General features: G+C 47.3%; 21 protein-coding genes and 1 riboswitch. Of the genes, 7 read left to right on the top strand and 14 right to left on the bottom strand.

All coding sequences use genetic code 11. The features are described from left to right. Nucleotides 1–114: 114 nt before the first annotated feature. From pxpB to ACOJUO_RS14330, 4 genes are read left to right on the top strand one after another with little or no spacing between them, the layout of a single operon-like run. Nucleotides 115–816, top strand: a complete 702-nt coding sequence (gene pxpB / locus ACOJUO_RS14345) for a 5-oxoprolinase subunit PxpB (RefSeq protein ID WP_422132688.1) — start codon at nucleotides 115–117, stop codon at nucleotides 814–816. After that, nucleotides 813–1,799 (top strand): biotin-dependent carboxyltransferase family protein, encoded by a 987-nt coding sequence (locus tag ACOJUO_RS14340; protein WP_422132687.1) that lies wholly within the window; start codon nucleotides 813–815, stop codon nucleotides 1,797–1,799. Before pxpB ends, ACOJUO_RS14340 begins: the two co-directional genes overlap by 4 nt. Further along, nucleotides 1,789–2,568, top strand: coding sequence for a LamB/YcsF family protein (locus tag ACOJUO_RS14335; protein WP_422137310.1), 780 nt, complete (start codon nucleotides 1,789–1,791; stop codon nucleotides 2,566–2,568). The genes ACOJUO_RS14340 and ACOJUO_RS14335 overlap by 11 nt, the downstream gene beginning before the upstream one ends. Then, the gene (locus tag ACOJUO_RS14330; protein WP_422137309.1) at nucleotides 2,568–3,260 is read left to right on the top strand and encodes a hypothetical protein; all 693 of its coding nucleotides are present in this window, start codon (nucleotides 2,568–2,570) and stop codon (nucleotides 3,258–3,260) included. The genes ACOJUO_RS14335 and ACOJUO_RS14330 overlap by 1 nt, the downstream gene beginning before the upstream one ends. Nucleotides 3,261–3,302: 42 nt before the next feature. Here the strand turns inward: ACOJUO_RS14330 and ACOJUO_RS14325 are convergent, their stop codons facing one another. Then, nucleotides 3,303–6,734 (bottom strand): hypothetical protein, encoded by a 3,432-nt coding sequence (locus tag ACOJUO_RS14325; RefSeq protein ID WP_422137308.1) that lies wholly within the window; start codon nucleotides 6,732–6,734, stop codon nucleotides 3,303–3,305. 474 nt (nucleotides 6,735–7,208) lie between these two features. On the opposite strand from ACOJUO_RS14325, the gene ACOJUO_RS14320 reads away from it, so the two are divergent. Both ACOJUO_RS14320 and rsuA read left to right on the top strand, forming a co-directional pair. Beyond that, the gene (locus ACOJUO_RS14320; RefSeq protein ID WP_422132683.1) at nucleotides 7,209–7,988 is read left to right on the top strand and encodes a DUF2057 family protein; all 780 of its coding nucleotides are present in this window, start codon (nucleotides 7,209–7,211) and stop codon (nucleotides 7,986–7,988) included. Then, nucleotides 7,985–8,701, top strand: a complete 717-nt coding sequence (gene rsuA, locus ACOJUO_RS14315; protein WP_422137307.1) for a 16S rRNA pseudouridine(516) synthase RsuA — start codon at nucleotides 7,985–7,987, stop codon at nucleotides 8,699–8,701. The genes ACOJUO_RS14320 and rsuA overlap by 4 nt, the downstream gene beginning before the upstream one ends. On the opposite strand, the gene ACOJUO_RS14310 is transcribed toward rsuA, so the two are convergent. From ACOJUO_RS14310 to ACOJUO_RS14255, 12 genes are all read right to left on the bottom strand, one after another. After that, nucleotides 8,683–9,213: a DinB family protein gene (locus ACOJUO_RS14310; protein WP_422132681.1), complete on the bottom strand. Its 531-nt coding sequence runs from the start codon at nucleotides 9,211–9,213 to the stop codon at nucleotides 8,683–8,685. The genes rsuA and ACOJUO_RS14310 overlap by 19 nt on opposite strands. A gap of 28 nt (nucleotides 9,214–9,241) precedes the next feature. Then, entirely contained in the window at nucleotides 9,242–10,462 is a 1,221-nt protein-coding gene (locus ACOJUO_RS14305) for a hypothetical protein (protein WP_422137306.1), read from the bottom strand. 16 nt (nucleotides 10,463–10,478) lie between these two features. Further along, nucleotides 10,479–11,387 (bottom strand): cyanophycin synthetase, encoded by a 909-nt coding sequence (locus tag ACOJUO_RS14300; RefSeq protein ID WP_422137305.1) that lies wholly within the window; start codon nucleotides 11,385–11,387, stop codon nucleotides 10,479–10,481. Then, nucleotides 11,384–12,238, bottom strand: a complete 855-nt coding sequence (locus tag ACOJUO_RS14295) for a hypothetical protein (RefSeq protein WP_422132678.1) — start codon at nucleotides 12,236–12,238, stop codon at nucleotides 11,384–11,386. Before ACOJUO_RS14295 ends, ACOJUO_RS14300 begins: the two co-directional genes overlap by 4 nt. Before the next feature lie 34 nt (nucleotides 12,239–12,272). Then, entirely contained in the window at nucleotides 12,273–12,791 is a 519-nt protein-coding gene (locus tag ACOJUO_RS14290) for a hypothetical protein (protein WP_422132677.1), read from the bottom strand. 137 nt (nucleotides 12,792–12,928) lie between these two features. Next, complete coding sequence (locus ACOJUO_RS14285) at nucleotides 12,929–13,402, bottom strand: YHS domain-containing (seleno)protein (RefSeq protein WP_422132676.1); 474 nt, start codon at nucleotides 13,400–13,402, stop codon at nucleotides 12,929–12,931. A gap of 194 nt (nucleotides 13,403–13,596) precedes the next feature. Then, nucleotides 13,597–14,541, bottom strand: a complete 945-nt coding sequence (locus ACOJUO_RS14280) for a CNNM domain-containing protein (RefSeq protein WP_422132675.1) — start codon at nucleotides 14,539–14,541, stop codon at nucleotides 13,597–13,599. Nucleotides 14,542–14,808: 267 nt separating this feature from the next. Further along, nucleotides 14,809–15,393 carry a cobalamin adenosyltransferase gene (locus ACOJUO_RS14275; RefSeq protein WP_422132674.1) on the bottom strand — a complete coding sequence of 195 codons (585 nt, stop codon included), beginning with the start codon at nucleotides 15,391–15,393 and terminating at the stop codon, nucleotides 14,809–14,811. 91 nt (nucleotides 15,394–15,484) lie between these two features. Next, complete coding sequence (locus ACOJUO_RS14270; RefSeq protein ID WP_422132673.1) at nucleotides 15,485–17,335, bottom strand: TonB-dependent receptor domain-containing protein; 1,851 nt, start codon at nucleotides 17,333–17,335, stop codon at nucleotides 15,485–15,487. A 4-nt stretch (nucleotides 17,336–17,339) separates the two neighbouring features. Continuing rightward, complete coding sequence (locus ACOJUO_RS14265; RefSeq protein ID WP_422137304.1) at nucleotides 17,340–18,407, bottom strand: cobalamin-binding protein; 1,068 nt, start codon at nucleotides 18,405–18,407, stop codon at nucleotides 17,340–17,342. 132 nt (nucleotides 18,408–18,539) lie between these two features. Then, a riboswitch (cobalamin riboswitch) is annotated at nucleotides 18,540–18,748 on the bottom strand. Between the two features lie 117 nt (nucleotides 18,749–18,865). Continuing rightward, on the bottom strand, nucleotides 18,866–19,459 hold the full coding sequence (locus tag ACOJUO_RS14260) for a cob(I)yrinic acid a,c-diamide adenosyltransferase (protein WP_422137303.1): 594 nt from the start codon (nucleotides 19,457–19,459) through the stop codon (nucleotides 18,866–18,868). Nucleotides 19,460–19,506: 47 nt separating this feature from the next. After that, nucleotides 19,507–20,988 carry a cobyric acid synthase gene (locus tag ACOJUO_RS14255; RefSeq protein WP_422137302.1) on the bottom strand — a complete coding sequence of 494 codons (1,482 nt, stop codon included), beginning with the start codon at nucleotides 20,986–20,988 and terminating at the stop codon, nucleotides 19,507–19,509. 229 nt (nucleotides 20,989–21,217) lie between these two features. On the opposite strand from ACOJUO_RS14255, the gene waaA reads away from it, so the two are divergent. After that, nucleotides 21,218–22,507, top strand: coding sequence for a lipid IV(A) 3-deoxy-D-manno-octulosonic acid transferase (waaA, locus tag ACOJUO_RS14250; RefSeq protein ID WP_422132669.1), 1,290 nt, complete (start codon nucleotides 21,218–21,220; stop codon nucleotides 22,505–22,507). A 245-nt stretch (nucleotides 22,508–22,752) separates the two neighbouring features. Here waaA and ACOJUO_RS14245 read toward each other — a convergent pair whose 3' ends face one another. After that, nucleotides 22,753–23,079: a hypothetical protein gene (locus ACOJUO_RS14245; RefSeq protein ID WP_422137301.1), complete on the bottom strand. Its 327-nt coding sequence runs from the start codon at nucleotides 23,077–23,079 to the stop codon at nucleotides 22,753–22,755. Between the last annotated feature and the right edge of the window lie 106 nt (nucleotides 23,080–23,185).

The following is a 23,185-nucleotide window of genomic DNA, read 5'->3' as shown; positions in this document are numbered from 1 at the left end:
GCCTCTGGATGCCAGACGTTCGCATTTGGTAGATTTACTCTCTCCGACGACTAACGCTTGATAACCCAATCCTATGTTAGAATCGGCTGCAGACTTTGAGAATATGACGATAATATGAACCATCCCTGTGAGTGCTTCCCTCTGGGTGACTCAGCTCTAATGCTGTGTTTTGGTGACCGGATCAGTCCCAAAATAAACCTGATCGTTCACACGGCGGCAAAACAAGTTCTCGAAGCGGCATCCCCTGAAATAATTGAGATAGTTCCGGCTTACACAACTTTGACCGTCTATTACGATCCCTGCCAGATTCAATCAGCAACACCTTATGAAGCTTTGAAAGAAAAAATACTCAACCTCCTGCAAACACTCAAGGTGGGTCAGACAAACGTTGGCAATCTTGTTGAAATACCAGTCTGCTACGAAAGCAGCTTTGCTCCGGACCTGGATCGTGTAGCCAAACACTGTCGCTTAAAAACTGAAAAAGTGATTGATCTTCACACTTCAGCGACTTACGACGTTTACTTTCTTGGCTTTGCTCCGGGTTTTCCCTTTCTGGGTGGAATGAATAAAAGACTATCGATACACAGACTTGAAAACCCACGTCTGTCGATACCGGCTGGCTCCGTTGGCATTGCCGGTGAGCAGACAGGTATCTACCCTCTTTCCACTCCCGGAGGCTGGCAGCTGATAGGCCACACCCCTGTTTCTCTGGTGGACTTCAGTAACGACCACCCCACCCTGCTCAAGCCCGGTGACAGAGTAAAATTCACCGCTATTTCCTCCAGAGAGCATCAGGAAATGGAGGCGCAAAGGTGAGCCTGACCGTCAAACAACCCGGAATGCTGACCAGCCTCCAGGATCTGGGCAGGTATGGCCTCCGGAACCTGGGCCTATCAACCTGTGGCGCTATGGACTCCCTGGCAGCCAGAGTCGCTAATCTGATACTGGGTAACCCTGAGAATGCCCCACTGCTGGAATTCACTTTGACAGGACCCACTCTGGAATTTCATAAGTCCACTGTAATCTGTCTTAGTGGAGGAAGTGCCGATGCCACCGTGGATACCCATCCCATCGCCAGCAACTTCGTAACCGCCGTTAAAGCAGGGCAAACACTGAAAATTGCCAGTCTCAGAACAGGCTGCCGGGGCTATCTGGCGATTAAAAACGGCTTTCAGGCTCGGGAAGTGTTGGGAAGTTGCAGTACTTATCTGAGAGCTGGTATCGGTGGCCTTGGCGGCCGGGCACTGAAAGAGAACGACCGGCTTGGCTTTAACAGCTGGGCAGCAAAGAAAAATTTCAAACCTGATATTGCTGTGGGCCACAGGTTTACACAGTATCTTGAGGATCAGAAACATGTTCAGCCTGTTCGTTATATCCGGGGTCCACAAACGTCATGGTTCTCCGGCCCAGGCTTGAATGTTTTCCAGAACCAGAGCTACTCTGTCCGCCCGGATTCTGACCGGATGGGTTATCGTCTCTGTGGTCAAAAGATCAAAAGCAGCTATCCCGGAAATCTGATCACAGAGGGGACAGCCATGGGTTCCATTCAGATCCCTCCGGATGGTCAACCCATTATTCTGATGAGTGATTGTCAGCCCACTGGCGGATATCCCAAAATCGGGAACATCATCTCTGCGGACTTGCCCAGAGTCGCCCAGCTGAAGCCATCGGACACACTGACCTTTCAGGAAGTCACTGTGGAAGAAGCACAACGGGAACTGGTAAAACAGAGAATCGGCCTGAACCGTCTGGCCATAGCGGCTGAATATTATTGGAACCGAAACCAAAATGATTACTGATAAAGCTCTGACACTGGATCTGAACTGCGACATGGGTGAAAGCTTTGGCCAGTACAGGCTGGGAAACGATACTGGAATCATGCCGTATATCAGTTCTGCCAACATTGCCTGCGGCTTTCATGGGGGTGATCCGAATATCATGGCCAACACGGTAAAACTGGCTTTGGAACACAGTGTTGCCGTCGGTGCTCATCCCGGTTTACCAGACCTTCAGGGCTTTGGTCGCAGAAACATGCACATCAGCCCCGAAGATGCCTATAACCTGACACTTTACCAGACAGGCGCATTAAGCGCTTTTGTGACGGCACAAGGCGGTCAACTTCACCATGTCAAACCTCACGGAGCTCTGTACAATATGGCCGCCCGTAACCCGGACCTTGCCAAAGCCATAGCCGAAGCGGTTTATCAATTTAATCCGGAACTGATTCTCTATGGGTTAGCCGGTAGTTGCCTTATATCTCAGGCTGAAGCCATTGGCCTGAAGACCGCCAGCGAAGTCTTTGCCGACCGCAGCTACCAGATTACTGGCCAGCTAACCCCCAGAGATCAGGACGGCGCAATGATTGAAGACCAGCAAAAGTCCCTCGACCAGATCAGAGACATGGTATTACACAAACAAGTGACGTCAGTGGATGGCCGCACAATTGCTATCCAGGCCGAGACCCTGTGCATACATGGCGATGGTCCCCGGGCTCTGGACTTTGTCCGTGGCTGTGAACGATTTCTCCGGGCACAGGGCATCACCATTCAAACGATTCAGGCGCAGTAATGAATATTTCTCCCCAGGCTTCATTGCCCTCTTCAAGATCTCTTTTTGCCACTTCCTGGAGTGGCGGCAAGGATGGTTGCTTTGCTCGATGGATTTCCAGTCAGAGTGGCGCCAAACCCGCCTGTCTGCTCACTATGCTCAGAGAAGGTGAACAGAGAACCAGTGCCCATGGACTGCACCAGGAGGTTCTTCAGACTCAGGCTGATTGTCTGGGAACCCCAATCATTTTTGGCTCTGCCGGGTTTGGAGGTTATGAACAGGGATTAAAAAAGGCACTGGCAACCGCTATCAGTGAGTATTCTGCCAGTCACCTTGCTTTTGGTGATATCGACCTGGATGCCCACAAGGATTGGTACGATCGTATTCTCAAAGATACTTCTATCCAGACCTGTTACCCACTCTGGCACTACAGCCGCAAACAGCTTCTGAAAGATATGTTCTCGGTGGGCCAGGAGGCCCTGATTGTCAGCATCAAGAATGAATCACTGGATCAAAGTTTTCTCGGACGAATACTGACACCCTCACTGGCCGATGAGATAGAAGCCAGAGGCATCTGCCCCACTGGAGAAGAAGGCGACTTTCACACACTGGTGATCAATGGTCCTGACTTTAAAGAACCCTTGTCCGTTAAAAAAGCAGATATCTGGCAGGATGACTGGGGCCACTCTGTGCTTGAGCTCTTACCTGCCTGAGGTTCAGGAGAACGCTTTCTGGCCCTCTCCAACAACGCTCTTTTATGCCGTGGAAACGTCCGGGTCAGGCACAGGTATCTCTTCGTAAGCAACCCTGTTAAATGCCCTGGAGCGTAAAATGCTGGCCATTTTGTCCAGGGCTGGATCGGGGTAACTGTCCTGAAGACGCTCCACAACGTGCATAAGTACAATGCCTGATATGGAATCAAGCTTTGGCTCTGAAGATTCAAGGGCTGCCAGGACATTAATGCGCATCATTGCCATCAGTGCACGGGCAGGGCCAGCAGCCTGACCGACCGCCAGGTTGAGTTCGTCAATCATAATGCTAGTAAGCGGTCTGGCGAGGGTCGGACTACCGGAAGCCAGCTCGGGGGAATCGTAAGGCAGCAGGGTTGACGGACCAGAATCCATAGGGGTAATCAAGTCAACCACATAAACCCAGTCTTTCTTTGTATAGCCTTCTTTTAAACGAAGAATGAGGTTGCAAAAAAAACATTTTTTTCCGTAGTAAAGTTCCTCACCAACTTTGGTCTTAAGCAGCACACATTTCTCAGGCAAGTAACCACCTGCCCGGGCAGCTTCCTCCAGCCGGTTATAGAGTCTCCCTATGATCTCACTGAATTGCTCTTTGTTAAGTACTAAAAGATCTGTATCCCTTGGCGTGACTGAGCGCTCAATAATTTCCCGGGATATTTCGCCCGGTAACAGATCGCTACCGGTTACCCGTTTTAATGCCTGGCTCCCCCAGCGTGACTGAACCTGCGTCTGATAGGCACGGCTTCCCAGATATACCACAGGCTTATTGTTATGATTCAGCGCCTGTACTTCGCTGGCTATTTGCTCATGAAAATAAGCTCTTGTCTCGAGAGTCTCCTGAGTATCTACCCTGAAAAATGTATTCACGACAAAATTTGCCAGAGTATCAGGCTTTTTGCTGGCTTGTTTGTTAAATCGGCCATTTTTAAAATGAACTGGATTCGGTTCATTATTGCCAGTGATTTTCACTAGTGATAGCTCTTTGGAATTATCCAGATCTTTTACGCAACCTGCTATGAAAGCAATATTTTTGTTAATTTTCTTCCTGCAACTGACTGTAGCCTGCTCAAGGTTGGCAATAGTGGGAAATTCACTTTTGAGAATATCGATACGTTTACTGCTAACGGTAACAAGCCCCGTATTCAAATGCTGAAGTTGTCGTAAGCCATGGTATAAAGTAGCTTTGATTGACTCGAACAGGACAATCTTCAGACATTTGTCTTGCCCAGTAATAACTTGCTCTCTGATTTTGTTCAATTGCCTGAAAGCATCTCTGAAACAGGTTTGGATGTTTTGATTGATCTTGTCAAATTGATCAATTTTCTCTTTAATCCCGGAAGCATTTGCTTTGATTTTTTCTTTCCATTTCTCTTTGGTCTCCTTAAGCGAGGACGACGGATCACTTGTTTGAATGCTTGTAATGCAGCCCTCCAGATCACTGAAAATTGAAGCGCATTCACAAATATGCTCAATGAGCATTGCACAGTAATAACTGCAGTGGGAGAACGTCAGGAGCAATTCACTGTGTGGTGATTGGGCAATGTTTGCAAAAATATTGATTAGCCATTCACAGGATTTCCTGTCTAGTTCTGTGATGTTAATGCCTGGATTATAGATATCGCACTCTTTGTTTATGAGCTTTAAAATATCATTATTCTGGATCAGAGTCTGTGCCAACAGGGATTTCAGGGATTCAGGAAGCTGTTGCGGATTGTCATTTGTTATCCCATCCGTGGCGGTACCTTGCACGATAACTTTTTTGACCTCATTAAAGCTATTTCTGATAGCCACCTCGTGATTGTTGGTCAGAGTCTGTATTCTTAGCTTGGCGAGTGATAATCGATGATGGTATTTACAGGATTCCACGGCTTCATTGGTCAATAAGCCAAGCTCCTGCAACTGGGTTGCCCATGGGCTCAGAACATTAAATATGTGTTGCAGCTCTTCTGTCTTCTTTATCTTTATTAATGGTGACTGGTTCTCAGTGACACTCTCCTTGTGAGCAAGCAGGGTACTCAGGTAGATAGAAGAAGCTTCAATCCCAAGTTCGAAATAACGGTTCAGGGGATAGCATCGGGTTTGTGAATATTCATTAAGACCATCATGCCAGCTTTCAATGTTGATTCCTTTCGTATTGTCTTTTTTAAGCCCTTGAATAACTTTTTCCAGTGAATAGTCGTTATGGAAAACGATTCGACTGGTTGTTTCACAAACCTTATTAATAACATCCCATCGTTCTGACATTAACGCTGCATGGAATAGCTCTGCACAGAATAAATGCTGAGCAATCATCTTTTTGTCAACGCAGACGGGTTGGAATTCCTGATCGTACCCTTCATTCCTGTATCGATCAATTGAACTGAAAAGACATCCAGAGGCGATTTTCACGATATCTTGAGAATCTTTCTTGCTCTGGATTTCCAATGTTGCCGAAGCAACGGTAGTGAGCAGATTGCTTATCCCTTCACTGAGTCTGCGAGACTCAGATGCCACAGAGTTAGATCGTTTCCGGGGGGGCGCATGCAAAATTGAGTGGTGCTTCCTGATTTTTGGTTCAACTGGCGCTCGAAGAGCAATATTTCTTCTGAAATCAGCATGTCTTATCATGCTCTCCACAAAACTATAGATACAGGACAAATGGCATACAATAGACTCACTCAGAAAGCTGATTGATTGCTGGCCCGGGGAAGTATCCTTGGGGGACCATAGACATAGCATTTTCCCGAGAACACGATAGTTCTGGACCAGCTGCCGTGTTACGTTACTCATGTCATCGCTCAAAAACAGCTGTTTGGACAATAGGACATATTGGCTTTTGTCAGCCAATTTTATTGTGTTAAACCAATCAACAATTTTGTATGAACTCTCCTTGAGTACCTGATATTTATTAGCGAGACGCTTGAGCAAAGCCAGTCTATTGTAGATTAAGCTATGGAACTGCAGAGCATCTGTATCAAGAAATTTTCTATCAAAAAACTCTTGATCAAGTTTCATTTGAAATTTGAGTAATTCCTGCCTGAAGTTTTGGACATCCTCTATCGTAATTTCTTCAGAAGGTGAGGACGGTGCTTTGTGAAAACAAGGAAGAGTATCCAGAATGATGTCATCAGGCAGAGGCCCCAGGAGAACTTCGAGGGGAGAAAGGCAGGCTGATGACTGCTCCGGCTGGCCTTGGTCAATAGCTGATGTCAAATCAGGTGTATGGTACTTTTGTTCTACTGATCTGATCGCAGCCTGTCTTTCAGATAGTGGAAAACCACTGGGTTTGCAGTATGCCGGATCATTGCTTTGATCACTGCTCTGGAATTGAGACTCTGGATTTATTGCAGTCGTTGAGCCTATGTCCTCCAGTCCTTCTGAGCAGCGCTGAGTGTTGCATTCTTCAGGGTCAGGCTGCGGGTAAAAAGGCGGAGCAGAAGTGTTTTCGATATTTTGCATAATAGATACTTAAACCAAACAATCATTAATTAAATAACCGCATGTAATAATCAGGCACATACTATTTTGACATCATTATGTTGATTTGGTTCCATGGACTTAATTGCACTCGCCCCTCAAGGATTAAAGACTTGCGAGTAAGGTCTGCCACCAACAGGAGCCTGACCAAGAATAGACTGCCCTGCGCGGCAACTGCTCCTGCGTTGCTCTAGCTCCTGCATCCATGCAGTCGGCGGCAACTGCTCCTGCGTTGCTCTAGCTCCTGCATCCATGCAGTCGGCGGCAACTGCTCCTGCGTTGCTCTAGCTCCTGCATCCATGCAGTCGTTCGGTAGCGAATAGTCGTCACATCGCCGCAGCAAACCGGCTGAGCAGAGTTCCGCCTCCCAAAAGCCACTTGCTTTTAAACCCTGAGTCCGGCATGTTGTAGCGCTTTTCTTACCCTCATTAATATAAGTTGCATAAGGGGATATCTATGCGCTCTCTTTTAAACGACTTTTTCAGCCTCTCTGAGCGCTCAAGACTGCATCATCGCACATGGCTAAACAGACTCCTGGCGTCAACTCTTGGCTTTTTCATGGTCGCTTCAGTCTCAGCGGCTGAATCCAGAGCAGAACAGGCCACCCTGCAGATACCGGCCAAATCTGAGTTACTGGTTCTTGACGGCACCAATGTCAAAGACCTCGACTTCAAAGTGGAGGCTAACAAGCCCATTTCTCTTACCAATGTGCGCCATCAGATTGTTTTCCAGTTATCTGATACCGTCACTAACGGCGGGGACCGAACTCGCTTTACTTCCAAACCTTTTGTCCTGACCTTCCATCCAGCAGCTGGCAAGCACTACAGCATTGATGTTCCCGACCTGAGAGACATTCGTCAGGCCGAAGCTATCAACAACAACCCCACCGGCAAGATTTCATTGAAGGATGCCAAGGGCGAAGCCGTTCCCTATGAATTTGCTATTCTGCCCAGCAAGGGTATCCAGTTCGGCCGCAACTATGCAGCAGACGTCCAAAAGTTTAATCGTAGCGACAGCCCTGCAGCGGCCAGCGAATTTTCAGGTATGGGTGTCTTCGCAGAGACAAACACAGGCTTTGCCAATGCGACTCAGAATGAGGAAATCTATGGCTCTGCTGCCAATAAAAGTGACGAGGCCAATATAAGTGCCAGCATGCTGCGTTACTGGTTTGAAAAAGCCGATCCGAAAACCCGGAAGACCTTCGTCAACTGGGCCCGGGAACAGGTCAGCCAGTGAGACTCGACAAATTTCTTTGTGAAAGCACCGAACTGAGCCGCTCAGAAAGCAAAAGGCTTTTGAAAACCGGGTCGGTGACCGTGGAGGGTACCGTCGTCAAAGAGCCTGCCTGCAAGGTTTCTGACGATGCTGAAGTTCTTCTGGATGGAGCACCACTCACTCTGGTGGGATTTCGTTACATTATGCTCTACAAACCGCTGGATACCCTTTGTGCAACGCCCTCAGGAACAAGAGCCGAGATGTATCCATCCGTTATTAATCTGCTGGATGTCATTAAATCCGATCGTCTCAGGATTGCCGGTCGGCTGGATGTCGACACCACTGGGCTGGTACTGATTACAGACGACGGTCAGTGGTCTCACAAAATCACGTCACCGGTTAAAAAGTGCGGAAAACGTTACCGGGTAGAACTGGCCTCGCCTCTGGATCAGTCAGCCATCGAACAGTTTGCGCAGGGTGTCCAGCTGCATGGGGAGAAAAAGCCAACCCGCCCCGCGCAACTCGAATTTATTTCTGATCAGGAAGTACTGCTGACGATACATGAAGGCAAGTACCACCAGGTCAAGCGCATGTTTGCGGCTCTGGGTAATCGTGTAACGGCCCTTCATCGGGAACAGATTGGCTCTATCACGCTCGACCCTGATCTGAAAACGGGTGAGTGGCGCTATCTGACTGAAAACGAAATCCACTCCGTTCAGGAAGCCACCACCTGACCCCGGTTAAAACTGGACGTCGCTGGTGCCATACCCACGGAAGGGTCGATTTTGTTACCTGCTACTTTTGCGATCGTCGCCATCATTGCCAGATGGTGAGTCAGATGACTGCTAGCAAAGACCAGCTCCCTTCCCAGGGTGGATTTTAATCGCACGCTGCTGCTTTCTGACAAAAGTACCTCGGTTTTGATTTCAACATCTAAATCCAGATCCCCTGCTTTCAGCGCCTTTAACCATTGCTGCAAATCTTTTAACTCTGCCAGACCCGCATTCTTTTCATGCTCCAGCAACAGCCCCCGACGTCTGAGATCATAATCTACCGATTTGTCAGAAGAAGAACGGATAGCTTCATACAGATCCAGAACATGACGCAAGTGCTGCCCGACGGTACTTTGGAAAAGATCGGAGTCCCTGAATCGGTAATCATCAGCGCTCAAACCAGAAACAAAACCGATCATCTGTTCAACTGTTTCCTGATTGCCCCGGAGTATCCGCTCAAAATCATTACGCATGATAAAAATATCCTTTTCTCTTAACTGTCTATCGAGTTTTTATCAGAAAATTATTTTTTCCGCTCATGGCTTCTCTATCTACCCTGACAGTTCCGGCCTGCCAGCTATAGCGGAAATAAACCAAAGCTAAAATGGATGAAACAAAGTACACAGCCTGAAGTGCCTCCAGAGCGGCTTTTCCCTGATGCAAGAACAGAGCTGTAACAATAAACAAAACAGCGACACCCAGTTGCGAGCAGTAACTTTTCAGTAAAAGGTAGGTATGGGTATCCGTTTTATCGGAACGATCAAAAAACACTTTGTTGAATGACAAACGGAACAGGCTGGTCAGGAAAGCAATGACGAGAATAAATGCATACTGCTGCTGTGTTGAGAGCGTTTCATCGACCATTCCCCTGAGCAGCCAGCTGAATGCATAAAGAAATATGGCCCACCGGAAAAGACGGATAGCGGACATACGGTCAATAAAAGTCTGTATCAGTTTAAACAGGGCAGCGACTGCGATTGCCAGAATCACCATCATTCCACCCAGCTCAAGCAGACTTTCTCTGTTGATAAAATAGAGTGAGAGAGTCCAGAAATAACTTTCCAGAAAAAGAAACAGTCCATCTACAAAAAACACCCCGCAGGAGCCAAAACTATCACGAAATCGGAGCACTTCAGAGACACGGGCAGCCGGTGCCGAAAACGCTGTGTTGATTGCAACAGCCACCTTCGTTTTGAAAGTTTGAGCAACACCTGCAGTTGAGATCAGTGCGCTGAGTAGAAACAGAATCCAGTAACTCGATTGCTCCAACAGAAATGCACCCGCCACTATGCCGATTTTAAGCATCACTGCTACCAATATCTGGAAGTTGCCAAAGTGCTGACCGGAATTCCGATTATGACTGATGGATTTGAACAGCAGACGTTGAGCCATCCAATAGAAACAGCCATAAATACCATTCAGAATGGCCAGCAGAATAAGTCCTGTGGCTCCGCTGTCTGCTTGTTGTTGAAAGAAAAACAGTCCCGCCACCAGCAGGACCTCAGTCAAAAACGAAGCCCTTACGGCCCAGACGCTGCCTTTTCCAGATCTCAGGTTTTCCCAAACCCACAGGGTAAAAAGATAAGCCAAACCGGACAGGGCAATAAATACAGCTATTTCGGTCAGACTATAACCCTGTTGCCATAACAGAGTGGGCATAAAGAACGGCAACAGACCGACCAGAAATGCGTGAATACCTGAGAACTGAAAAAAGTAATGCACTCCAGTCTCCTCTGTCTCAGAAAATATCAGTCTGAGCGATCTGGAGTTTATTCAGTTCCTCAAACACCCCGGAGATATCTTCTTTTTCTCCATATCTGGGGTAGTCGTGCATTTTCACGTAAGGACGAGAGTTCACCTCCAAAAGGATGCATTTCTGATCTTTATGACTATGCTCTATGCCTTTTTCCATGATGACATCGATACCGAGAATATTGGCATCGAAAGTAGCCAGCACTTTTTCCATCAGTCGTATATTCTCTCTGGCCAGATTAGTGGCCGGAATGGTTTCAATAACACCGCCGGGTGCCAGGGCAATTCGATGGAACAGCTTTACCTGCTCCTGATCAGCCGGAACGGAATTCAGATCAAAGCCCTGTCTCGCTAAATAGTTTCTGGTTTGTTCACTTTTCTGAAGCGGGTACATGCAATCCAGAAGCCCCATCTCCTTTCGAATAGTATTCTCCTGATCGATCAGGGTGCTGATCGAGTCCTCACCATTTCCGATAACAAAAGGAGCATAACGCTGAATCACAGACACCACTTCACCGTTCGCCACCAGAACCCGATAGTTTTTTCCTTCCAGATACTGCTCTACAACACTGGCAGGCCACCAGATTTTGGCCAGCAAAGCCGCTTTCCATAACTCCCGATAGTTGCGAATGGGAAAATAGCTGCCTCGTGAGAAACCGCCGACATTAGGCTTAACCACCAAAGGAAAGCCATGCTGCCTGGCAAAGCGAATAGCCTTCCATGGATTAATGAAAATCTCACCACGGGCATGGGGAATATCATTTTTATTGAATGCCGCTCTTGCCTGAGCTTTTGAACGACAGCTCTTGCGAACTTCCAGAGAGTTGTACTGAGTGCAACCATTCATAAATTTCTGGCTGATGTAGCTGTAAACCGCTTTCCTGATAAATTTCACAGCACCATCTCCTCTTCGGTCTTGGCTGGCAGCTTTTTAAAATTCAGCCGGTTCAGGTAAAACAGCTTCCTGAAGAAAATAGATTTCCGTTTACGGGCTTCTGGAATTTCACCGGTCACCTGCGCCAGTTGACCGGTCAACTGACCTATCAGCCGCAACTTCTCGAAAGCCCCCAGATTCTTGCTTAACAACACCAGAGGCATTGGCAGGAAGAGATTGATTTCAAAAATTTTGAACTCTCCTTCAACCAGCGCTTCGATGCTGTCTGCCCGAATACCATAGCGAGCCATTCTGAACGGCCCGGTCTCACTCAAATGCATAGCCAGCTGATCGGCCTGTTTTCTATCCAGCTCGTGGGTTTTGTCCAGATAAAACGTTTCGCTGTTGTAGATACCATTGACAGGATGTTCATCGTTGCTGGTATTCAGAACCTGGGTTACGGACAGTGTTCTAAGGCACTTTGTGGAATCCGGGGAGCAAATCACAAACACTTCAAACTCTCTTTTCCCCTGGGCACCTTCCTGAATCAGATAGGGCACACTGTCCTGAATGCGATTCGCTCTTGCGGCCTCCAACTGAATTTCATTATCGACCCGTATAACCCCGGCGGAGTTCTGTCCCCATTCAGGTTTCAGAAAAACCGGGTATTGCTCCGGCCTTATACCATCAGTATCCAGGCTCTGTTTCAGGCGCCACCGTCTGGGAATGGACTCATCCATATCAAGTTTCGAGTACAGTCCTTTGGCGTCATTGAAGTAATCGGCATTCAACTGAAAAAACAGCCAGGGCTTTACTCTTTGTCTCAAGGCGTGCCAGATAAATCCCAAAACCAGCAACGTACGAACTATCATAATGATCACTTCCAGATTTAGTGTCTCCGGTGAGTTAAGGGTTAGATCTTGCCAGTTTTTCTTCTTTAACCAAAGAGAAGTTGGCTATCGCCATGATCAGCCCCAACACCAGGATGGATACAGCGGCATAGAACAGGGAGCCGCCGTCACTTTTCCCCTGGTGCAATACCTCTATTCCCAGAGGTGTAGCAAGGTGGAAGAAAACCGCACCCACCATGATACCAGACGCTGCCAGCCCCCCGAGACTGTGTATCAGACTCTGGCTGATTTTGCTTTCATTGCGACTCAACTTATTGTTAATGAACAGTATGACAGGCAGGAACAACAGCAAACTGACGGATAATTCTGCAACTCCAACAACAATAGCACCGTAACTACTGAACCACTCACCCATTGAAACACCAATAACTCCCTGCATCCACTGACCAATAGTTCCAAAGATATGCCGGGTATCCGGATGCCCACTGAACTTGTAGGGCAGGGAGAACAGAAACACCTTGGCTATCCAGAGGACAGTTAACCAACTAAAAACTTGTATCACGCGTTTTTTCATGGGATCAATTCCATTTCTCAAAAATCTAAAAGTCCTTTCACCCGATTTAAAGTGATGTGACTCATCGTACTAATGGGATAGATGAGTAAAGTCTCAGATCGCCAGCGAACCAGACTTTACTCGGAACTTGATAAGCTTTAATTGATCACTTTCGGCCAGTTATCATCAGCTTTATTGATCAGGTTTTTCTTATCCTTGAGCCATTTTTTCTGAACGGAACTATTGTAATTCAGGTAAAGCTTACCATCTTCGATGGTCCATTGCTGAGGATCAGCACTGGCAGTCTTACCTTGAGCCACAGCCCATGCACAATAGCCGCCATACTGAGGGGCGTACTTTTCCGGAGACTCCAGAAACAGCTTTTTATGTTCTTCACTGCTGAAGTACCAGGTAGCCCCTTTATAGCGGGTAGAAAATTTATCGGAACCTTTTACCGGCTTACTATCAGTAAAATAAGCCACCGGGTCGTAGCCACTGACAGCCTTGTCGCTGAAAAGCCCGGTATAAATCTCGTCTTCGGCCATAGCCTGCATCGAAAAAACCAGCGTCAGAGCCATGATCAATCTGGCCCATACGCCTCCAGCTAAAGATAAGTGATTTGCTCTGGTCATTTGCTTTACCTCTTTGATATTCGAAAAAAATCATTGTCCTCTTGGCTGAATATACGCTACGACAAATTAAATAGTTTCAGAACAAAGAAATAAAAATCAAACACATCAAAACTGTCATTCAGTTTTCAGTTATCGATGCATGAATACGTGTTTCAGGGGAGGCAACGAGGTGGGAATTGCGGGGTTCTACAGACTCAGGAAGCCTGTAGAATAGCTCGATAAACCTGTTTGGCAGTGATCATTCGGGTCTGTTCCGGATTCCGCCCGGCGAGAAGTGCGACAGAGGCCCGGGCCTTGCCAAAAGCCTTTATGGCATCCAGCAACGTACACTGTTCTTCCAGGAAAACAACCTGTCTGGCCAACTCTCCAACCGTTTTATCGGCAAGGCCATTAACCAGACAGCTAGTGATATGACGATAGTGTACAATACCCACTACTTCGCCATCGCTCACAACCAGGTAGCGCTTGTAGGAATGCTCGCAAATGAATGCCTGAATGTCCTGCACTCTGGAGTCAGAGGCAAGCCAGACCATAGGACCATCTTCAGTGGTCAGGGCTGCCAGAGTCTTCTGGTTCATTTTCAGGGCCAGCTCTGCCATTTTACGCTCTTCACGTTCTATCACGCCGGACTTATTGAAATGACGAATGATGCCTTTCAGCTCGTCGCGACTGGGCTCCTGAGTATTCTCAATCCTGAACAGTCTGGCCCAGACCAGCGTCATCTTGAGCATTGGCCGAAGCAGAAAACAGATAACTCTTACGAAACGGGCAGAATGATTGAGTACGGGCTCTGCCATCTGAACCGCAAAGAGTTTTGGCAAAATTTTGGCAAATACCAACATGCAGTAGGTCAGAAGAGCAGTGAATATGGCCAAACCGGTGTCATTAAAATGTCTGGCAGCAATAGCTCCTATCATCGAACTTCCGGCAATACTGATCAGCGTGATCAACATGACCATGGAGGACAAATGAGCCTCCTTGTTCTTGATAATGTATTTAATGTCGGCCTTGTTAACAGGCTTGTGTCTGAGAATTGTGGCTAACCTGAGATCATCAACATAAATAATGGCAGATTCAATAACCGAGAGAATAGCAGTAACAGCAACAATCAGGCAGGCAACAGCAACAACAAGAAGCATCCTTGCTCCTCCATTTTTTTAATCTGTGGGAATAAACCTTTATCGGTCACCTAATTGATAAGTTTAAGTTAAAAATCTCATGACGACAGGCTGATTTCACGACTTGCAGACAGCCTTTCTTATTTTGAAATAGAGCGCCTGAACAGCTACAGGCACTTAAACAGCCATGAGCGTAAAAGTAGTGAAAAGAAAGTCCTTTTCTTACCACGGCCTCCAATTTCTTTATTATTCTGAGCCTACTTTCTATCCTAAATCGAACTTTCCTGATTACACAACCTTTTTCCTGGACTCCTGCTTTAACTTTGAGGGTGACTTGGACTTGTAACTCTTGCTCACATACTCAGGTTCCGTGATCCCCAGTCGTCCATTAATCACCACCGTTAATCTGAAAAAGAGATTGCAAAGCATGTTGGCAAAGCGGTGCAGAACATCCGGAACTTCTATGCCTTCAGCATCCACCAGAACCATGGCTCTGATCGCTTTTTTACTGAGCGAACGACAGGAGTGAAGCAACTGAACGGGTCGAGGTCCGCGAGGTAAAACAAAACCTTTTATTCGCCCGACAATCTCTTCCTGATAACGATCAAAATACCCGGCGAGCCATTCTATCTGCTCTTCAAAGATGGCCTGCTTCCCCCGGATAGACGCATTAAGATGAAAAATTTTCGGCTGCAGTTCGCAGAGAAAATCGTAGATATCCCTGAACCTTTCATCTCCTTCCAGCTCATAGATAGCTCCGCCCAGTGTCGTACAAAGCTCATCGGTAATAATTTCGTGATCACACAAAGGTGAATGCTCGTAGATGAAGGGATAGCATAGTTCCCGGACGTCTTTGGATTTTTTAAGTGCCATATTGACTACCTTATAAAAAAGCTCTCACTCCTGGAAAAGAGGGTGAGAGCTTACTTAACATATGACAGACGTTAGTCGTACGAAAATTGACTTACAACTCAGGAGTCCAGGTCAGAGTTACAAACGCCCCCAGAGGCTGCCCCCTGTAGCCATCAACCGGCTGATATTCTTTATCGAAAATGTTCACCACTTTCAATCCGGTCTTCAACTCAGAAGTCAGCTTATAGCTCATGCGCAAATCAACAGTTCCGAAACCTGCAACTTCTGTCGTATTGGCAGCATCTGCATAAGACTTGCCTTGCGCACGGAAAGTAGCACCTAGCCCCAATTTATTGAACTGCTTGTCAAAGTCCAGAGTAAAGAGCTCTTCAGCTCTATTACGTAGAACCTTACCCTTATTCACTCCAGAACGATTTTCCGGATTAAGAAAAGAAACGCTGGAATTGACATCCCAACCCATAGCACGGGTCTTGACTATTAGCTCAATCCCTCTGATGCGAGCCTGATCAATATTAATGGGCGTGTAGGTGCTGTCTAAAGCAATCATATCTTCCATGTTGTTCTGGTATAGAGAGACGGACCAGTCAGCAACAGCCAGAACACCTTTCAGACCCACTTCAAAATTTTCAGACTTCTCAGGTTTCAGATTGGGGTTATCATAGCCCGGGTAGTATAGGTCACCCAGTGTTGGTGCTCTGAAGGCAGTGCCGTAGGAAGCCGTGAAGCGCATTTCATTGGGCAAAGCCAAACCGTAGGAAGCACTACCGGTTGTGTTATACCCATACGCCTCATTCTTGTCTCTTCTCAGAGCTACCTGAACGTCCTGGTTACCTATTGAGGAATGGTTTTGAACAAACACGCCCGCGTTGTATCTAGAATCTTCCACATAAGCAGTACTGCCATCGTATTTCTCATTAGAATAATCAATGCCTGCTGTCAGCAACTGGTTCTCATGCCAGGCAATATCATTCTTCCAACTGGTTGAATAACGCATGGTTTCACTCCAGTAACTGTCTGAAGTTACACCTGTTTTATAGTTTTCTTCCCTTGCCTGGGTATGCTCTTCGGCATAACCAGCCTCCAGTCGTGTACCCCAGATATCATTTATAGTCAGATCAACGAAGGAGCTGATGTTGGTTACCCTGAAAAGATTATAGGGCTGGGTGTCATAAGAATAAGCAGAGTTATTGTCATACTCAGACTTACCCTCTGAGTGCTGAAAGCTAGCCCCTGCTATCAAGTTACCTGAAAATTCGTTAGAAACACTACCAAACACAGATTTGTTTCTGTACGCGTCATTATCACCATCACCATTCGTTTCAGTGAGCGTAAAATCGTACCCACCTGTCTCATACATGTTTGCCCCAAGGTTAAAACGCAAACCTTCTGACTGACCGCTGTAACTCAGACCATACTCACCGGTGTTTCGGCTGCCACCACCCACCTTGACTTTCAGATGAGGCTTTCCATGGCCCTTGCGAGTGAAAATCTGAATTACACCACCTATTGCATCGGCACCATAAAGGCTGGAGCGAGGGCCCCGAACAATCTCAATTCTTTCGATATCTTCCGGGTCCAGATATTGAAGAGGTGACACACCTGAGCTGGCCGAGTTGATCTTCTGTCCGTCGACCAGAACCAGCGCTTGAGCGGTCTTTGTCCCCCTGAGATAAATACTGGACAGGCTGCCTGCACCACCGTTTGTTGCGACCTGCATACCCGGTGTTTTACTGAGCAATTCCGGCACACTGGTAGCCAGACTACGCTCAATTTCTTTCCGCGTAATTACAGTAACCGGAGCCAGAGCCTCATCCACAGACTGAGCAGTTCTGGAGGCTGTCACAACCACTTCCTCCAGCTTGATAATTTCTTCACTGGCCTGAAGCGTGCCAGCCAGACCTGCTGTGGCCAGAGCGACTGCAATACGCAATGTGTGGGACATGGGATTATTCCTTGTGTGTGTTTGCTGGCGTCTTTGAAGCCCTGGCAAGACTTTCTTTTCTGACGCTCTCGAGTTGTTGGCAAAGGGATTCGGCAGCATCCAGAGCCCGGGGTGCTGGCCTGGATATCAAATTGCCCGGCACGGTAATCAGATGGTGCTGTTTCACTGCCTGAAGATCGCTCCATTTCGACCAGCGCTCTTCGATAGCTTTACCGTCTTTAAGATTGCTGGAGCTGACAATAACCTCTGGGTTCTTGCCAAGAAGGGATTCCATGCTGACTTTGGGTACCTGTATTTTTGAGTCGGCATAAATATTTTGGCCACCACAAAGCTCTATCACCTGCCCGATAATCTGGTTCCTGCTGATACTCATCAGCGGTTTGTTCCAGATCTCATAAAAGACAGTGACAGGCTTTTTAAACCGGTATTTTTTCTTGATGGATTGGTAACGAGCCAGAAACCTTTTGGCTTCTTTATCCGCAACCGCAGAGGTACCAAACAGCTTGCCCAGGCGCCTGATGACCGATGCGATCTCAGGAAAGCTTAGCGGATCAATGTAGAAAACCCTGACACCCAGTGACTCCAGCTTTGACGTCACTTTCGGGCTGTTGCCTCCTGCCCAGGCCACCACTAAATCTGGTTTCATAGCAGCAATGGCTTCAACGCTGACATTGGGAAAGCCACCTACTCGGGGTACCTTAGCGACTGCGGGAGGGTAGTCGCTGTGATCATCGACTGCGACAACTTGCTTACCTGCTCCTGCAGCATAGATCAATTCTGTTGAACCGGGAGAAAGGCTGACTATTTTTTTGACGGATTTGGGGGCACAGACTTCCCTTTTCAGGTCGTCTTTTACGCAAACCTGTGCTGCCTGCAACAATGTCGTATGACCAGAAATTACAAAAGCAGCCAGCCAGGTAGCAGACAGAAGATACCCTTCAGCGAAGCGCAGCACTTTTGCGACAGCCTTCCCGAGTGATGAACAACTTCGTTCTCGACTTGTTTGATGCAGATGCCTCATGGAATCCCTGAGATCGATGTTTCTCAGGGCGGCAGACAGTCGGCCAGACACAAAGTTCCAACCGCAGAATTATTCTGACTTGTCTCTCTTGCTCAGAGACTTGTCAGTTTCCGGGGAAGATATGAATTTTCCCAACCGCCAGGTGACCCGCCCGGTTAGAAAGCTCTATAGCTCAGAGCTTCCATGGTTGCTTTACTGAAGGCAGGTCTCCTGGCTCCGGGATCAACATGCTTTTCTCACCTTCCCGGACCTTGAATCCAGTGGTTTAGAAAGCCTCCAGGGGCTTTCTTGAGAACGCATTACTCCGTCACAGTTGCGGGCACAGCCGGGTTTAAAACCCCGTTCCCTATCGTTCGCAAGCGGATAATAGACCGTTTCGCAAACAATCCACAGCGTCTGAACATGTCAGCACTTTTTATGCGCTGCCGTTGCCACCGTGGGACCTTCGTAAAGGTCGGGCATATTACCCGAACTTTCGTGTTAATTCACCCCTCTTGAGAAAGGCGACATTAACCCTGAACTTTTGATTTGGGAGAGGGCTGCCATAGCACCTCTCCTTCGTTCTTTCTGGCACAATGCCTTGAAAGCACATACATCACATCGGACAGCCTGTTGAGAAAGGTAATGAGAGTGGCATTAATGTCGACACCAGATTCACGCAACCGGACCACAGCACGTTCGGCCCTGCGCGAAACCGTTCTTACCATATGACAATGACAGGCGGCAGCCCCGCCACCGGGCAATGTAAAATTTTTCAATGGTGGTAAATCTTCATTCAACTCGTCAATCAATGTCTCCATGACTGTCGTATGCTCTTCCTGAATCAATTGATATCCGGGCATGGCCAACTCTCCACCGACATCAAACAGCCTGTGCTGAATCTCGCTGACCCGACTCAGCTGCGACTCGGTCAAGTCATCAGACTGCCTGAGCACATTTAGCAACATACCCATCCAGCTGTTTGTCTCATCAACGGAGCCAATAGCTTCAATCCGATCATCCGCTTTTGACAGAACATCACCACTGCCAATCCGGGTGGTTCCCTTATCACCAGTACGGGTATAAATTTTGGTCAGCCGATAGCCCTTGCGCTCTTCTGTCATCTTAAATATTCCCTCAGACGTAATTATTTGAAGTAACGAAATATTTTTCACTGATAAACAGCTAACAATTTGTTCAAATCAATATTCTGCTCAACAGCATCCGCCATTCTATTAATACCTTCTTCCCTGAGCGCTTCGTAGTCCACTGCCGCTAATTGCCTGAGACCAGACCAGGTTAAAAAGGCATTACAGGCTGCCGTTGTTTCAAAAATGCCATGCAAATAAGTACCAAATATCTGGCCATCTTCAGACATGACACCGTCCACCCCCTGTTTCAGTTGAATGAGAGGATTATCAAGAGCCGAACCCCGGCTAATGCCCGCATGAATTTCATAACCGGTCACTGGAACCTTTTCCATATCGGGAAGAGAGAGGCAACCAGCCACCTGTCTCAGCTGCTTTTGGGGGGCTATTGTGGTTTCCAGGTTCAGCAACCTCAATCCTTCAGTGCTGCCAGGTTCTCCTTCGATACCCTGAGGGTCATGTACAATATTGCCGAGCATTTGATAGCCTCCGCAGATGCCCATCAGCTTTCCGCCATATCGCAGATGCCTGAGAATATCCTGATCCCATTCATTCTCTCTTAGATAGTCGAGATCAGTCCGGGTATTTTTGGTACCGGGAATAATAATCAGATCCACCGGAGGAATGGGTTCGCCTTTGCCAACAAAGTGAATCTGAACATCAGGTCTCAGCCTAAGGGGATCAAAATCAGTGTGATTACTGGTACGGGTCAGTATAGGCACCGCAATTTGTAAAACTGAATCATTATCATGAGAAACCTGTTGTGACTCAATTGCATCTTCAGCCTCCAGATGCAGGCCATGAAGATAAGGAAGCACACCCAGCACCGGCTTACCCGTTTTTTTCTCGAGCCATTCCAGTCCCGATTCCAGTAGCTTGATATCACCTCTGAAGCGATTGATTACAAAACCGGCTACCCGTCTTTGCTCTGATTCCGACAATAGTGCCAATGTTCCATAAAGATGGGCAAAAACCCCGCCTTTATCGATATCAGCAACAATAATGACCGCACAGTCGGCGGCCTGGGCAAACCCCATGTTGGCAATATCCCTGTCACGCAGATTGATTTCTGCCGGACTTCCCGCCCCTTCAACCAGCACGAAACGGTATTGCTCTGCCAGCCTGCGCCAGGATTCGAGGACGCACTCCAGCAACCTCGGTTTGAATTCATGATAGGTCTGGGCATTCATTTCCCCGATAGAACGTCCATTGACGATCACCTGTGCACCTGTATCGGAGTTAGGCTTCAACAACACCGGATTCATATCCGTATGGGGCTCAAGACCCGCCGCTAATGCCTGCAGCGCCTGGGCTCTGCCAATTTCGCCGCCATCCTCGGTCACCGCACTGTTCAGAGCCATGTTCTGTGGTTTGAAGGGAACCACTGGAATACCCCGCCTGCTGAAAGCTCGACAAAGTCCGGTAACCAGCGCACTTTTCCCCGCATCACTGGTGGTTCCCTGAACCATGAGAGTCCGTCGCCCGGGCGGTATTGAGTGATTCATAAGTTCCAGAATGGCAGTCCTGACAATAAGGTGAGGCAGTTTGATATTGTTCAGTGGATGGATGCAAGCGCTTTCTTGATGCCCAGCATCATTTCTCCATGGGTTACATCAGTGTTCGAAAGCCCCCATCACTGAAAGCCGGACAGATTCGACTCATAAATCTATTTCGGGTCAGGCTCTATCTGTTAACATACTTGGTAGTCCAACTCCTAACGAATCCAGCCCGAGCATGAGTCGATACTTATATTCACTTTTATTGTACCTTTTGGTGCCCGCTGTCCTGATCAAGCTGATTCTGCGCACTAGAAAATCTCCTGCATATGGTCATCGCTGGGGTGAACGCTTTGGTTTTATCAAAAAGTTGCCCAATGACAAACCCGTCATATGGATCCATTCCGTTTCTGTGGGTGAGACCATAGCCAGTGCGCCCATGGTTAAAGCCTTGATGAATCAATACCCCAATTACCGCTTTGTCGTCACCACCATGACACCCACCGGCTCCGAGCGTGTTAAAAAAATATACGGTGACCGTGTTTCTCATGTCTATTGCCCCTACGATTTGCCAGACGTGCAAAACCGTTTTTTAAATCGGACTCACACCAAAATGGCTTTAATCATGGAAACAGAGCTATGGCCCAACACCATTGCCGCCTGTAAAGCCAGAAACATTCCCGTGGTTATCATCAATGCCCGGTTGTCAGAGAAGTCGGCCCGGGGTTATGCAAAATTGAGCTCGCTGACTCGAAATATGATGCAGAACATCCATCAGGTGGCCTGCCAGACCGAGAATGACGGTGAACGATTCAAACAACTGGGCTTGCCTGCTGAACGTCTGGCCATAACCGGCAGCGTCAAGTTTGATATGTCTGTGGATGATGAGATCAACAACAGTGCAGCTTTGCTTAAATCCACATGGGAATCGGGATTGGGCCACAAGACAAAAATACTGATAGCTGCCAGTACCCACGACGGCGAGGACAAGCCGGTTCTGGATGCTTTTCGCAAAGTGCACGAGAAATTATCCGATACTCTGTTGTTGCTTGTTCCCCGACATCCCGAACGCTTTGACCGTGTTTTTGAACTGTCAGAAAGTCTCGGGTTCATCACCATAAGACACAGTCAGGCGACAGAAACATCTGCAGATACCCAAGTAATCATTGGCGACACCATGGGTGAGCTGATGAAGCTGTATGCAACATCAGACATAGCCTTTGTCGGGGGTAGTCTGATTAAGAACGGAGGTCATAATATGCTGGAGCCCGCCGCCCTGGGGATACCTGTTTTATCCGGTCCCAGCGTTTATAACTTCACAGATATCAGCCAACAGCTAGAAGACGCTGGCGGTATGAAAACCATACAGAACTCAGATCAACTGGCAGCAGTCGTATACGATCTGCTGACAGACGATGCAGCCAGAAAAAAGATGGGCGGCCAGGCTCAAAGATTTGTGGAAGGTAATAGAGGTGCATTGCAAAAGCTTTTGAAACAGGTGTCAGAAACCATTGATCATCTTGACTGAGTGGCCACAGAAAGTACACTGATCGCCTGACTGGACATCAGAGCCAACTCACCTGGACAGAGTCGATAAATGTCTCGACTCTGGCTCCTGCGTCGTTCTACCTCATGAATCCATTGACTCGAAGCGCACCTTTTAAATTATCGACCTCCGGTAGAATACGAAGTGGCAATTTAGCCGTAGGACCTGTGTCTATTTTATCGGGGGAGTATCATGGCTCACTGTGTTCGCCACCTTTGCTAAAAGCATTAGCTGCCATGCCAGTTGTCAGCGCTCAAACTGTCTTCCAGCAAACAAAATTCAGAATAACCGGCTTTGCAAATATTTTTTACTATTTCTAAATATTTTGTCTTCAGCATAGCTAGAATAACATTGGAACTGTACATTGGAAGTGAGGATATGTACCCTTGTGTAAAACTATTAAAAGGGATTAACAGACATTCATGATTTCTTCCGCAATTTGCATCGGTGTCCAGCTCATCATAAAGATCAATCATATTTAATAGCCACAACCCTAATTCTTCTTTCACTTTAACTTCTCTTCCAATATATCTATTATCATCCGCTAAATCCAAGATATATATTTTATCTTTATCTTCATGATATTTTTCATTCCTGGTATTTCTATCACTAAGATGTAGCCTTACAGATCTATTTAATATGACATCTATATCGTGACTA

Origin of the sequence: Endozoicomonas sp. ALC020 (genome assembly GCF_049275935.1) — a bacterium.
GTDB lineage: Bacteria > Pseudomonadota > Gammaproteobacteria > Pseudomonadales > Endozoicomonadaceae > Endozoicomonas_A.
The sequence above is the reverse complement of the archived record's forward strand: the minus strand, read 5'-3'. Positions and strand labels throughout refer to the sequence as shown.

Coding starts and splice junctions, on each gene's coding strand:
- pxpB (WP_422132688.1), top strand. CDS start 115: ATGAACCATCCCTGTGAGTGCTTCCCTCTGGGTGACTCAGCTCTAATG.
- ACOJUO_RS14335 (WP_422137310.1), top strand. CDS start 1,789: ATGATTACTGATAAAGCTCTGACACTGGATCTGAACTGCGACATGGGT.
- ACOJUO_RS14330 (WP_422137309.1), top strand. CDS start 2,568: ATGAATATTTCTCCCCAGGCTTCATTGCCCTCTTCAAGATCTCTTTTT.
- ACOJUO_RS14325 (WP_422137308.1), bottom strand. CDS start 6,734: ATGCAAAATATCGAAAACACTTCTGCTCCGCCTTTTTACCCGCAGCCT.
- ACOJUO_RS14320 (WP_422132683.1), top strand. CDS start 7,209: ATGCGCTCTCTTTTAAACGACTTTTTCAGCCTCTCTGAGCGCTCAAGA.
- ACOJUO_RS14310 (WP_422132681.1), bottom strand. CDS start 9,213: ATGCGTAATGATTTTGAGCGGATACTCCGGGGCAATCAGGAAACAGTT.
- ACOJUO_RS14295 (WP_422132678.1), bottom strand. CDS start 12,238: ATGATAGTTCGTACGTTGCTGGTTTTGGGATTTATCTGGCACGCCTTG.
- ACOJUO_RS14290 (WP_422132677.1), bottom strand. CDS start 12,791: ATGAAAAAACGCGTGATACAAGTTTTTAGTTGGTTAACTGTCCTCTGG.
- ACOJUO_RS14285 (WP_422132676.1), bottom strand. CDS start 13,402: ATGACCAGAGCAAATCACTTATCTTTAGCTGGAGGCGTATGGGCCAGA.
- ACOJUO_RS14280 (WP_422132675.1), bottom strand. CDS start 14,541: ATGCTTCTTGTTGTTGCTGTTGCCTGCCTGATTGTTGCTGTTACTGCT.
- ACOJUO_RS14275 (WP_422132674.1), bottom strand. CDS start 15,393: ATGGCACTTAAAAAATCCAAAGACGTCCGGGAACTATGCTATCCCTTC.
- ACOJUO_RS14270 (WP_422132673.1), bottom strand. CDS start 17,335: ATGTCCCACACATTGCGTATTGCAGTCGCTCTGGCCACAGCAGGTCTG.
- ACOJUO_RS14260 (WP_422137303.1), bottom strand. CDS start 19,459: ATGACAGAAGAGCGCAAGGGCTATCGGCTGACCAAAATTTATACCCGT.
- ACOJUO_RS14255 (WP_422137302.1), bottom strand. CDS start 20,988: ATGAATCACTCAATACCGCCCGGGCGACGGACTCTCATGGTTCAGGGA.
- waaA (WP_422132669.1), top strand. CDS start 21,218: ATGAGTCGATACTTATATTCACTTTTATTGTACCTTTTGGTGCCCGCT.